Origin of the sequence: Psychrobacillus sp. AK 1817, assembly GCF_008807035.1 — a bacterium.
GTDB lineage: Bacteria > Bacillota > Bacilli > Bacillales_A > Planococcaceae > Psychrobacillus > Psychrobacillus faecigallinarum.
In genome coordinates, this window is sequence record NZ_CP031739.1 from 1,348,737 (window position 1) to 1,361,666 (window position 12,930).

General features: G+C 38.3%; 13 protein-coding genes. 5 read left to right on the forward strand and 8 right to left on the reverse strand.

Annotated elements, in window-relative coordinates:
* Window positions 1-13: 13 nt before the first annotated feature.
* The 4 genes from D0S48_RS06935 to D0S48_RS06950 are packed head-to-tail and all read left to right on the forward strand — an operon-like array spanning window position 14 to window position 3,804.
* Window positions 14-1,039, forward strand: a complete 1,026-nt coding sequence (locus tag D0S48_RS06935; RefSeq protein ID WP_151110828.1) for a methionine ABC transporter ATP-binding protein — start codon at window positions 14-16, stop codon at window positions 1,037-1,039.
* On the forward strand, window positions 1,029-1,691 hold the full coding sequence (locus tag D0S48_RS06940; protein ID WP_144537671.1) for a methionine ABC transporter permease: 663 nt from the start codon (window positions 1,029-1,031) through the stop codon (window positions 1,689-1,691). The genes D0S48_RS06935 and D0S48_RS06940 overlap by 11 nt, the downstream gene beginning before the upstream one ends.
* 12 nt (window positions 1,692-1,703) lie before the next feature.
* Window positions 1,704-2,567: a MetQ/NlpA family ABC transporter substrate-binding protein gene (locus D0S48_RS06945; RefSeq protein ID WP_151110830.1), complete on the forward strand. Its 864-nt coding sequence runs from the start codon at window positions 1,704-1,706 to the stop codon at window positions 2,565-2,567.
* Window positions 2,568-2,595: 28 nt separating this feature from the next.
* Window positions 2,596-3,804, forward strand: coding sequence for a M20 family metallopeptidase (locus D0S48_RS06950; protein WP_151110832.1), 1,209 nt, complete (start codon window positions 2,596-2,598; stop codon window positions 3,802-3,804).
* 728 nt (window positions 3,805-4,532) lie between these two features.
* Here D0S48_RS06950 and D0S48_RS06955 read toward each other — a convergent pair.
* The 7 genes from D0S48_RS06955 to ftsE all read right to left on the reverse strand — a co-directional run bounded on the left by D0S48_RS06955 (window position 4,533) and on the right by ftsE (window position 11,159).
* Window positions 4,533-4,784, reverse strand: coding sequence for a CsbA family protein (locus D0S48_RS06955; RefSeq protein WP_144537668.1), 252 nt, complete (start codon window positions 4,782-4,784; stop codon window positions 4,533-4,535).
* Window positions 4,785-4,792: 8 nt separating this feature from the next.
* Complete coding sequence (locus tag D0S48_RS06960; RefSeq protein WP_191963883.1) at window positions 4,793-5,962, reverse strand: PDZ domain-containing protein; 1,170 nt, start codon at window positions 5,960-5,962, stop codon at window positions 4,793-4,795.
* A gap of 82 nt (window positions 5,963-6,044) precedes the next feature.
* Window positions 6,045-7,466: a S41 family peptidase gene (locus D0S48_RS06965; RefSeq protein ID WP_151110834.1), complete on the reverse strand. Its 1,422-nt coding sequence runs from the start codon at window positions 7,464-7,466 to the stop codon at window positions 6,045-6,047.
* 72 nt (window positions 7,467-7,538) lie between these two features.
* On the reverse strand, window positions 7,539-8,117 hold the full coding sequence (locus D0S48_RS06970) for a redoxin domain-containing protein (protein WP_151110836.1): 579 nt from the start codon (window positions 8,115-8,117) through the stop codon (window positions 7,539-7,541).
* 142 nt (window positions 8,118-8,259) lie between these two features.
* Window positions 8,260-9,567 carry a murein hydrolase activator EnvC family protein gene (locus D0S48_RS06975; RefSeq protein WP_151110838.1) on the reverse strand — a complete coding sequence of 436 codons (1,308 nt, stop codon included), beginning with the start codon at window positions 9,565-9,567 and terminating at the stop codon, window positions 8,260-8,262.
* 28 nt (window positions 9,568-9,595) lie between these two features.
* Entirely contained in the window at window positions 9,596-10,483 is an 888-nt protein-coding gene (gene ftsX, locus D0S48_RS06980; protein ID WP_144537661.1) for a permease-like cell division protein FtsX, read from the reverse strand.
* Window positions 10,473-11,159, reverse strand: coding sequence for a cell division ATP-binding protein FtsE (gene ftsE, locus D0S48_RS06985; protein WP_144537659.1), 687 nt, complete (start codon window positions 11,157-11,159; stop codon window positions 10,473-10,475). Before ftsE ends, ftsX begins: the two co-directional genes overlap by 11 nt.
* A 729-nt stretch (window positions 11,160-11,888) precedes the next feature.
* Here ftsE and D0S48_RS06990 point away from each other — a divergent pair.
* A complete protein-coding gene (locus D0S48_RS06990) occupies window positions 11,889-12,440 on the forward strand; it encodes a 2'-5' RNA ligase family protein (protein WP_151110840.1) in 552 nt (183 codons plus the stop codon).
* A gap of 111 nt (window positions 12,441-12,551) precedes the next feature.
* Here D0S48_RS06990 and cccB read toward each other — a convergent pair whose 3' ends face one another.
* Window positions 12,552-12,902, reverse strand: a complete 351-nt coding sequence (cccB, locus tag D0S48_RS06995; protein ID WP_144537655.1) for a cytochrome c551 — start codon at window positions 12,900-12,902, stop codon at window positions 12,552-12,554.
* Window positions 12,903-12,930: the final 28 nt, after the last annotated feature.

A 12,930-nucleotide genomic window follows, 5' to 3' on the forward strand; every position in this document is an offset into this window, starting at 1 on the left:
GAGGTTGTTGTGAATGATTGAGTTTAAAAATGTTTCCAAGACTTTTCGTCTTGGCAAACGGGAGGTGCATGCCGTTAAAAATGTCTCTCTAAAAGTTAATGCAGGAGAAATATTTGGAATCATTGGGTTTAGTGGAGCTGGGAAAAGTACACTCCTTAGATTAGTGAATATGTTGGAACGACCATCTAAGGGCTCCGTATTTATTCAGGACATTGATGTAAATTCTTTGTCCTCAAAAGACCTACGAACTAGAAGAAGAAATATCGGTATGATTTTTCAAAACTTTAACCTATTCCATTCTCGTTCAGTTGCTGGTAATATCGCTTACCCATTAAAGCTTGCTGGTCTTAGTAAAAGTGAAATTGATACACGTGTTAATGAGCTATTAAGTTTTGTAGGCCTCTCTGACAAGGCAAAGGATTATCCAAGTCAGCTATCTGGGGGACAAAAGCAAAGAGTAGGAATAGCTCGTGCACTAGCAACATCCCCAGATATTTTAATTTGTGATGAAGCGACCTCTGCTTTAGATCCAGAAACTACTGGTGAAATACTTAGACTTCTAAAAAAGGTCAATAAAGAATTTGGTATAACCATTTTATTGATTACTCATGAAATGCACGTTATCCAGTCCATTTGTCAAAGAGTAGCAGTGATGGAGGACGGTGTGGTTATTGAATCGGGAGATGTGTTCGATGTCTTTACCGATCCACAGCACCTTACCTCACAGCGTTTTATCCAATCCGTACAGCAGGACCTTCCCTCCCCAAGGATATTAGAGGAATGGCGTGCTCGAGGCGGCAATGGCTTCTACCGAGTGATTTTTAAAGGTGAGATCACTAACGAAGCGGTTTTATCGCATATAACTCAGAAGCACAAAGTTCATTTTAATATTGTATACGGCTCTATACGCGAATTGCAGGAAAGACTGTTTGGAGACTTAGTTATCTCGTTCGAAGGTGATCCAGTCGCTATTCAACATGCGATTGCAGAATTAGAAACTATTGTGGATATAAAGGAGGTGGCAAAGCATGAAGGTTGATTGGAGTACTTTTTGGCCAAGAATTGTGGAGTCGACAGGCGAAACAATCATAATGGTAATCGCCACCCTTATATTCGGCTCTATTTTAGGAATAACTATTGGATTACTGTTGTTTGTCACTCGTGAAAGGAACATATTAGAAAATAAATTAGTTTTTCAAGTTTTAAATATTTTGATCAATATCATACGTCCGATACCTTTCATTATTTTTTTAGTAGCTATTTCACAGCTTACAAGATTAGTAATGGGAACAACAATAGGTACAGCAGCTGCAATTTTCCCCATGACAATTGTTGCTAGTTTTTCGATTGCTAGAGTAGTTGAAAACAACTTAGTTAGTATAGATCCGGGTGTTATTGAAGCAGCGCAAGCAATGGGAGCAAGTCCCTTACGCATTATATTTACGGTATTAATACCTGAAGCTTTAGGGCCTCTTATCCTAGGATTAACATTTATAACTGTTAGCTTAATAGACTTTTCAGCAGTGGCAGGAACTGTTGGTGGCGGTGGTCTCGGTCATATTGCTATGACATACGGCTATCAACGTTTTGACGGAAGCGTAATGCTTGTAACAGTCATTATTCTTATTATTCTTGTTCAGCTTGCCCAATGGTTAGGAAATGCTTTGTCAAAAAAATTCATGAGAAGATAAGGAGAGATTTTGATGAAAAAATTTAGTTTATTATTTTTCGCTCTAATAACTGCTTTAATACTGGCGGCTTGTGGTGACTCATCCGCTGCTACAGATAAAGATACAGTTAAAGTGAAAATTGGTGTAAATGGTTCAGACGGCATTCAATGGCCAATTTTACAAGAGAAAGCTGCTAAGGAAGGCATTGAAATTGAACTAGTAGAATTTGCAGATTATACATTACCGAATAATGCATTGGCTCAAGGAGATATCGATTTAAATGCTTTCCAACACTTATCCTTCCTATCCCAATACGTGAAGGAAAGTGGCAATGATATTGTTCCAATCGGCTCTACAATGTTTGCACCTTTAGGAGTTTATTCGGAAAAAATTAAAGACATAAATGAAATAAAAAAAGGAGATAAAATTGCTATCCCAGATGACCCAGCTAACCAAGCGCGTGCTCTTCGTCTTTTAGAGTCTGCAAAGCTAATCACACTATCAGATGATTTTGGGCTATTCGGAGATCCCACTGGTATTGTAGAAAACCCACTAAATTTAGATATCATTCCAATGGTTGCTCAACAAACTCCACGAGTATTACCGGACGTTGCTGCCTCCATTATCAATAATGGCGTTGCCGGCCAGGCTGGGTTTTCCCCTGGAGAAGATCCTATTTATAGAGAGGCTGGAGAAGATGAATCTATCTATCCTTACGTTAACTTAATAGCAGCTCGCGGAGAAGACAAAGACAACGAAGCCTATCTTCGCATCGTCGAACTTTATCAAGAGGAAGACATTCAAAAAGCAATCTCTGAGGACACGAAGGGTGGCTCATCTCTAGTAATTTTAACTCAGGAACAACTAGATGAGACATTTGAAAATCTATTGAAATAAATAAATGAAAATATAAGGAGGAAAAAAGATGAGTATTGTAAAAGAACCGAAAGAACTTCTGATTAAGTCAATTGAGGAAAATAAAGAGCTGTATATTCAAGTCAGCCAGGAGATTCATGCTAACCCGGAGATTGGTAATCAGGAATTCTTTGCTAGTGCCAAGCATATTAAGTTGCTACGTGACGCTGGCTTTGAGGTAACTACTGCCGTTGCAGGTCATGAAACCTCCTTCTATGCTATAAAAAAAGGAGGAAAAGAAGGTCCTACTGTAGCTTATCTAGCCGAGTATGATGCTCTTCCAGGCATCGGTCATGCCTGTGGTCATAATATTATCGGCACTACTAGCGTAGCAGCTGGTATTGCTCTAGCAGAGGCACTTCCCCTTACAGGTGGCAACGTGGTCATACTAGGAACCCCTGCCGAGGAAGGTGGCCCCAATGGAAGTGCAAAAGGAAGCTTCGTAAAGCATGGCTTCTTAAAGGATGTAGATGTCGCATTAATGATTCACCCTTCCGGGAAAACATCTTTAACTAGTGAGACATTGGCTGTAGATCCACTAGACTTTCATTTTTACGGTAAAGCTGCACATGCATCCGGGTCTCCAGAGCAAGGAATAAACGCTCTAGATGCAGTCATTCTGCTATTCAATGGTATTAATGCCCTTCGTCAACAGTTGCCAAGCAATATACGTATTCACGGCATTATCACTCACGGAGGTGATGCACCGAATATCATACCCGATTATGCCTCAGCCCGCTTTTATATCCGCGCTGAAAGCTGGAAACATACAGAGGAAGTAGCACAAAAGGTTCATGCTATCGCTAACGGCGCAGCGTTAGCAACCGGTGCCTCGGTAAGAATTGAGCGATTCCAAAACGAGGTTCAGGACTTTGTATTAAATTCAAAATTGGACGAAATCCTACATTCCGAACTAGAAGCAGTGGGAGAATTCGTGCATACGGAAAAACGAAAAGGAAAAGGCTCCACAGATGCTGGAAATATTAGCTACGCAGTCCCTACTGCCCACCCGCATATCAAGATTGGCCCTGATGATTTAGTTGGTCACACAATCGAGTTTCGGGAAGCAGCTAAATCCCAGCTAGGTAACGAGGCACTCATCAAAGGCGCCAAAGCTCTAGCCTCCACTGGCTACCGCATCCTCACAGATGCAGAATTGCTACACAACATCCGCAAGGACCACGAAGTAGCTCTAGCTAAGAAAACCGGTGGAAATTGATGAATAGTCGGTTAGAGAATAGGTAGGTAAAGTGTGGTGTGTAGGGATGATTGTTAAGAGTGTTACGGGAACGGAGCAAACTGTTGCGGGTTTGGTGAGAAGTGTTGCAGAGTTCACGACAACTGTTGCGCGTTTCTCCCAAAGTGTTGCGCAAATGGTGTAAACTGTTGCGCATAAAGGAAGCGTTGCGGGTTTGCTGAGAAGTGTTGCAGAGTTCACGACAACTGTTGCGCGTTTCTCCCAAAGTGTTGCGCAAACGGTGTAAACTGTTGCGCGTTTGATGAGAAGTTTTGTGCATTCTGCCAAAGTGTTGCAGAGTTCACGGCAACTGTTGCGCGTTTCTCCCAAAGTGTTGCGCAAACGGTGTAAACTGTTGCGCGTTTGATGAGAAGAGTTGCGCATTCTGCCAAAGTGTTGCAGAGTTCACGATAACTGTTGCGCGTTTGATGAGTAATGTTGCAGATAAACAAGTATCTACAAATGGTTCCCCCCAACCTTATGAAGATAATTAATAGCTTTGCAACATTACTTTAACCTTGCACAGATGAAAGGAAACATTGCAGTAATCACTCATAACCTTGCACAGATCACTATAAACATTGCGGTATTCGCTTCAAACCTTGCAGTAATGACTCACAACCTTGCACTTACCAAAATCCCTTGCACTATGATGTGGGTCTTTCCCTTTCCCAATTCCTTTCACCAAAAGCAAAATAAAAAATCCGCCTTCAAGAGGCGGATTTTTTGTCGCGTGCTTTCATATGGCTTGCATACCAGAATCCAACTGTCAGGGATGCTGCATCTAGAATGTATATCCACCAACGATGGGTGTATCCTGCATAGACCGATGCTGCAAATAGCGCGACAGTTAGTAATAGGGCAACATAGCGGTTGAAGGTTATGCGAGTAAAGAGCACAACTAATAAAGCAGGTGTCACGATAGCCAGTATCACTTGTGTTGGTATAGATAAAGTTTCCATTGTTTCTCCTACCTTACTAAGATTAATCCTAGTCTGTAATGATCGTGTCTAAACAAAACATGCTGTCTCAATCGTAGCTCTCCATTGTGATCTAATACTTCTAATCTACAATGTGCTGCATTGATTTGGACGGCTTCGTATAGCTCTTGCTCATCTGTTACTTTTTGTCCATTTACTTTAACGATGCATTCTCCAATTTTTAAGCCCATCTTTTCTGCTGGAGAGTCCGATAGCACACCTGCAATCATCACTCCATTAGATTGAGGTGAAACGGCATACGAACCATTACGCTCTTTTGTATATTCAATATAAGATATTAATAGTCTCGCTATAACTCCTAATCCCACCGCAATTATAGCTATAAGTGGTTCTAGATAGCCAAAAGCAGCGATGACCGTCACTATTATTCCTAAATGCCAAACTCTTTTTCCATAGTGAGGGAAAAATTTCTCTGCCAACGAATGCCTGCTTTTTTGTTGGAAGCCTATCACAAATGGGAACAATACTAAAGAAAACGTTGATTCTCCTAAAGTAAACTGCGGCCAGTAGGGTAGATATGTATGTATAACATCTCCCGGTATGACTAATAGAATCGGTAACAACCAAAGTCGTTTGGTTACATATTCCATTGCCTCGCTACCTCTTGCCGTTTTTACCAATTTAGGTGACGCATTAGTTGCTCCATGCTTTTGAATGATGAATCCCTCAGCCACTAATAGCAATCCTGCTAAAATAGCAATTGGTACGATCATTTCACTAAATATATCTTGTCCAATAAAATCCCATGTAAATAATTCGAAGGACCACTCATACAAGTACATGATATATAAAGTAACTGCTCCTAATGCGATTGCATATATCGCAGAACCAGCCTGATACATAAAGAGTATCACAAAAATAATCATCCATACACTATAGACCATCAACCATGAAGAAGGTACAACTAAACCCGCTGCTACACTTATAACAGATATAATAATTGCCCATACATAACCGTCTAACAAGAAATGCTTGGCCTCTGTCCAGCCCCAAAGAATTCTAGCTCGGAACTGTTTTCTCTCTCTTTTTACTCGAAAATATCCGATTAACACAGAAAAAAGAAGCGTAATATATACGGCTGGATGAAGGAAGAATCGACCTATTCCTTTTACCAATTCTATTAATATTTCTTGTACCATACGCATCCTCCTCGCTCGTAACATAGTGTAACTATTATTGTATCAAACGAGGAGAACTTCCGTATAGGTTTATTGTATCAAGTTATTTATTTAACTTATGAATTATATAACTTACTCCCATTTGTAACTGTTGATCGTTCTCTTTTCTAGACTTATAATTGTTAATTGTGTTAGTCATATTCTGAAAGAATGCCTCATCAAGCTTTGAATTTACTTCCAATTTATTCGTCTCACGATATTTGTCTACTGCTTCTAATGTATTTTCATCAAAATAGCCGTCCTTGCGAGCCACATTATAGCCAAGCCCCCCAAGTACTTGCTGTACGTACTTCACTTCCTCACCATAATCTCCAAGCTGGAACTCACCGTGATAGTATTTCATATCGATATCGAATAATTCGTCTTGCTCCACCTTCAGATCTGCCTCAATCCCTTTGTGATGAATCCATTGTTGTTTAGGAGTTAACCATTTATGTGTAGATATTTTTAATTTGCCGCCGTTGGACAATGGGTGAGTTTCTTGAACAGTTCCTTTACCAAAGCTTGTTTCACCAACGATCATGGCGCGGTTATTATCCTTCAATGCCCCTGCTAAAACCTCACTTGCTGAGGCACTTCCACCATTTTGCAATAAAACAACTGGTACCTTGTTGAGATAAGGTGTGTCCTTATTTACTGTATTCAACATTTCTAAAACTCCATTGGAATCCTGCATATATGCAAATGTGCTACCGTTTTGTAAAAGTGTACCTATAATAGAAGAAACGCTAAATAAATAACCACCTGGGTTACCTCGGACATCCACAACTAGTCCGTGTATGCCACGTTCTACTAGAGCTTTTGTTTGCTTCTCCCACTCTTCAGCTGTTTTCTCTCCAAAAATAGAAATCGTTACGATTCCAATAGACTTACCATCGACCTCTAAAACCTCACTAGAAACAGTATGCAACGCGATTGTGTCTCGTTTCATATGTAACTCCACATGACGATTCTCGCTTGGGCGATATACCGTCAATTTAAGACTACTTCCTTTTTCGCCGCTTAACAGTTGGACTAGCTCCGCCATTGATTTAGCAGTTAATCTTTCACCGTTTACTCGAACAATTTCATCCTGAGGTTTTAAACCCGCTTTAAACGCTGGGGAATCTTTGATTGGTGCAACAACGATAAACTTACCACCAGACTGCATAATTTCTACACCGATTCCTACTCGCTCTTCTGCAAGAGAAGATTCCTGAGCCTCCGCTTCCTCTTTTGTTAAATAAGAAGAATGTGGATCCTCCAGTGCATCAGCCATACCTCTTATAGCACCTTCCACTAATAGTTTCTCGTTCTTAGAAAAAACAGCTTCTTTCTTTATCAAGTCATAAGCTTCGTCAATGACCTTGCTACTACTAACCTCACTCTCCTCACCCTTAGGTGATTTTCCTGAAAACCATAAATACCCTAAAACTAATGCGACAACTAATATAAAGCCGTATAAAAAAATCCGATTTTTGCGCAAATTCAACCTCCTACTTTTCCACTAATATATGTGAGAAAAACGAAGTTTAATACTTGCCCAAAAATCAGATTCTTAATTTAATTTATTGACATAATCTATAATCATTTGTTCATCCATCGGTCCAACTATTTTATTTTGTATCGTTCCAGTCGTATCGATCATGTAAGTAGTTGGGATAGTAATCGCTTGATATACATCTCCTATCTCCCCTTCTTCATCCAGTGGGATAGGAAAAGTTAAACCATAATCATCCACGAATGAACTAACTTTATCAATCCCATAATCACCTTTCGTAAGGTTGACCGCGAGTATCTCTACGTTAGCTTCTTCTGCCATATCCTCATAATAGTTTTGCATATGAGGCATTTCGGCCTTACAAGGTGGGCACCACGTTGCCCAAAAGTTTAAAACAACTTTTTTTCCCTTATAATCTGAAAGCGATACTTCTTCACCAGCCAGAGTGGTCAGAGTAAATTCAGGAGCAATATCTCCTTTACCAGTCCCTTTGTTTGCAGGGTTTTCAGCAAGGTCTGTGCCCATCTGCTCCCCTTCAAATGGATCTGCTTTTTCCTCGATATTCTCTTTGACAAAGGATATAGTAGCAATAGCTACTAAACAACCAACAATTAGTAACCCAATGATTTTCTTCACTTTGTACCTCCATATTACCTATTAAATATCATTACTCTAATTATATGCATAAGTAGAATTAGAATACTATTCTATTCCTTTTGTTTTGTTATAAATGTGTACAAAAAAAGACACTCCTAAGTAATAGAAGTGTCTTTTCATTTTATAAAGAAATATATCTTAATGGGTTAACTGAGTTACTTGCCATGCCTTCCCAATATCCTAAATGAGTTTCGAAGTGAAGATGTGGTCCAGTTGAGTTACCAGTAGTTCCAATCGCGCCAATATGCTGGCCTTTTGAAACAACTTGTCCAACGCTTACTTTAATGCTGCTTAAATGAGCATATAAGGAAGTAATAGTTTGGCCATCAATAGAGTGTGTAACCATAATAACATTACCGTATGTGCTTAAAGGTGATGCATAAGAAACTACGCCATCAGCTGCCGATACTACTGGTGTACCTGTGCTGTTTGCAATATCGATTCCGTAATGCATTTTGCCTTTGCCATATATCGGATGCATTCTATATCCATATCCAGAAGTAAATCGACCGGATGCAGGTTTAGTCCAGTTACCAGAAGAAACTTCTGGGATAGATGTTGTAGATCCGCTAGCGGCTTGCTGACGTTGACGTTCTGCAGCCTCTCTTTTCTTTTTCTCTTCTGCTGCTTTTCTAGCTATTTCTGCTTGTCGTTTTTGTTCTGCGACGATTTTATCTTGAATTTCTTTATCTAAGTTTAAAACTTCTTCATATTCAGTTTCCATTTGCTCTTTATCTTCTAGAAGTTTTGCTTGTTCAGCCTCTAACTGGTCAACCAAAGTACCCTTAGAAGATTTTTGGTTATCTAAATTTGCTTTTAATGAAAGAAGTTGTGCTTTACTATCTTCTTGCTCTTGAAGTTTTTTCTCTAAGCTTGCTGTTTGCTCTTCTAGTTTTGCTTTATCTTCCGCTTGCTCTTTTAAAATTTTTCGATCGGCTTCCATCAATGTATTAACTGCTGAAAAACGGTCGATAAAATCTACGAAGCTATTAGCTCCAAGTAAAACATCTAAATAATTTACAGATCCACCACTAACTTGAACTGCGCGAATTCTTTCTTTCAAAAGCTTATCACGGTCTGCAATTTTCTGTTCTAGCTCAGCGATAGAAGCCTTAAGAGCTTCTATTTCAGTCGTGGTTTGTTCAATCTCACTTAAAACTGCTGAAATACTTTTCTCGGTTGCCATAATTTCATTATCCAACGCTTGGATTTGAGCCATAATTTGGTCAATTTTGGACTCATTTGTATCAATCTTCGTTTCAGTTTCTTTAATATTTGATTGAATAGAACTTTTCTTTTCTTGAATGTTTTGTTGTTCTTTTTTAAGGTCATTCAATGAATTGGCAAGAGCACTTGGCGTGTTAAATAAAAGCGCTCCAGATGCTGCCACTGCAAATATGCGCAGCACCCATTTCGACTGTTTTCTCAAATCTCCCTGCTCCCTTCAAGCTACCTGCTTATACTCGTAAAAATTTTCGTACAGACATGAAACTGCCCCATACACCGATTAAAACTCCCATTAACAAGATCAAGCCGTTTAACTGATAGATAAATGGGGAAAACTCTAGTAAATTAAATAAATTTCCTGATTCTAATTTAGGCTGCAATGCATTATAAAGATTATAGTAAAGCACCGTAACTAGTGTGATTGGTAGTATCGCTCCTAATATACCAAGCCACATACCCTCCAATATGAAAGGAATACGGATAAACCAGTTTGTAGCTCCAACCAGCTTCATAATCTCTATGTCTCTTCTTCTAGCAACTATCGTAATACGAATAGTATTCGATATTAAGAACATCGCTGTGAACAATAGCGCTAAAATAAGTACAATACCTACGTTTCTACCCATATTTAAGGCAGAAAATAGTTTTTCTATTTTTCCTTCTCCATAACTAACCTCAAAAGTGTTGTCTAACTGATCGATCTCCTTCGCAACCTTCTCAGTTTCTTGAGGGTTTTTTGCTTTTACGTAAAAAACATTATGTAAAGGGTTTTCTTGCTCGAATAATTCAAGGTCTTCTCCAAAATCCATAACAAGCTTTTTTAATTCTTCTCCCTTAGTAGCGTAAGTTAACTCAGAAACTCCGGGAATGTTTTTTATATTTTCTTGTAACGTAGTGACAGATGCTTCATCTGCAGTCAATTCCACGTAAACTTTTATCTCTACGTCTCGTTCTAAATCATCGGCTACTTTATTTAAATTCATCATAATCATGACGAACACGCCTACAAGTAATAATGTAACGGTTACAGCACTAACGGATGCAAAGGTCATCCAACCATTTCGGCTAATACTTTTCAAACTATCTCGGAAGTGTCGTCCTGCTGTTCTAGCCTTCATATCCGTAATCTCCTCCGTACTCGTCTCGAGTGATTAATCCACCCTCAACTACAATAACACGGTGTCGAATTGTGTTTACAATTTCTCTATTGTGAGTTGCCATAACAATTGTAGTTCCACGGGAATTAATCTCTTCGAAAATATTCATAATTTCCCATGATGTTTCGGGGTCTAAGTTTCCTGTTGGCTCATCTGCAATTACTAGTTTAGGAGTATTTACAATGGAACGCGCAATCGAAACACGTTGTTGTTCTCCACCTGATAACTCAGTTGGGAACATTCTTGCCTTATTTTTTAATCCAACTAACTCCAACACATCCATTACTTTTTTACGAATAATCTTAGGGGATTCCTCGATTACTTCTAATGCAAAAGCAACGTTTTCATATACATTCAAACGTGGGAGTAATTTAAAGTCTTGAAAGACAACTCCAATTTGTCTTCTCAAGTAAGGAACATTTTTGTTTTTTAATGTAGCTAAGTTCATACCATTGACTACAATCGTACCTGACGTTGAGCGTTCTTCTCGATACATCATTTTGATAAATGTCGATTTACCTGCTCCACTTGGGCCAACTACGTATACGAATTCACCCTGTTTAATTGCTACGTCAATCCCATTAGCAGCAACAATACCATTAGGATATTTTTTATAGACGTTAGTCATTTCTATCATTTGTATACCACCTAATTACTTTCTTTGATTAAATACAACAATGCCTATTATAACACTTGAGACCTTTGTTAATGTTACAATTAGATTTCAATTTGTAGGAAAATATAGTCAAAAAAACTAAATAATTATCGATTTTTCAGTTTTTTTGGTATTTTATGCTCCCTTACAAAAGGACTATACCCCTTATTTCTACACATTCATTCAAATCTCCTGCTTTAAAATCGATTACGAGAAAATTTTTACAGTAAAGTCTATTTTCAACCAATAAATTGAACATTTCGTGATATTGCTCTGATTATTTAAACTATTTTTCATTAATTTCCTTCAATATATGTCATTTACTAGCATTTAAAAGAGAGTATTTAGCATCATACAGGGGCAGGTATCCGTTATATTTTAAATAGTAGACTGGATTTCCGCTTTCCGAGGAGTGAGCGATATGCCATCACCGTCGCTTCCGCGTCAGATGATGGCATATCTGTCTCACTCATCCCACTGAGGCCCCGCCTGTCGCTACAATTAATAATTAATGAATGCTTTTGAATAATTGCAAACTCAAAATCTTAGTTCCTGAAAATGCTCTCATTCTTAAGTTGTGTGTCATTGATCGATTTTAAATATATACTTTGAATTCATGTAGTACTTACTTCATTTATTTCTTATCTTTTAAGAAGACTGTTTTATTTCTGCTAAAATTATTTAAACGGAGAAAAATAGGAGTGGATTAGAATGAAAGTAGAGTATTTTATAGGAATTGTCCCACCAGAAGAATATTTAGAACGAATTGAGCATTTTCAACGTAGATGGATTAACCAATTAGGTGTTGAGCCACATATTACTTTGAAAGCACAAGGGGGATTAACCGCAGATAAAAAGTGGATAGACAAAGTACAAAGGGCGTGTAAGGATTTTAAGTCTTTTCAAGTGTCATTAGATAAGCCAAAGTATTTTGGAGATAACATTTTATATTTGAGTGTTCGCTCAAATAGTTTACACGAATTGCATCAAAAAATAGTAAAAGAGGTTTCACCATCAGAAGTCTTAATACAACAGTATTTTGAACTCGATGACTTTGTAGCTCACTTAACTCTTGGGAAAGCACAGTATGGTGGAAACGTTTCTACTGGGCTCTCAAAAAAAGAACTAAAAGAAATGGAAAGATTAGCAGATATAGAATTGACACCATACCCTCAATTTGAAGTTAATTTTATTAGAGTTTATGAATTAAACAATGAAAAGCAAAGATATGAAAAATATTTAGATATTTCTTTAAGCAATTGACCTCTCAAAAATTAGTTTTACATATGTACTACTCAATATTTTTTTCTACATTCTTTTCTTATCATTCAAAAAAGCAGCTACTTTTACAAGTAGCTGCTTTCGTTCAATCGATTATTTTTTCTCAGCTAACCATGCAGCAACTGCTTCTGCTTCTTCACCTTGAATGATTTTTGGTGGCATTGCGCCTTGTCCATTTAAAATAACATTTAAGATTTCATCTTCAGATAAGCGAGAGCCTACATCAGCAATTGCTGGGAAGCTACCTTGTCCTTCTAAGTTTCCACCATGACAAGTAATACATTTAGAATTGACAATCTTCTCTGCATCTACAGAAGCAGTTTCAGAAGAACCAGTCGATCCATCATCAGTTGTTGAAGTGTCTTTTGCTTCATCGTCTCCACCACCACAAGCAGCAAGCATTAGACCTGCTCCAAAGATGACAGCTAGTAATTTTTTGTTCATTAATTTAACCTCCCTCAACATTATGGAA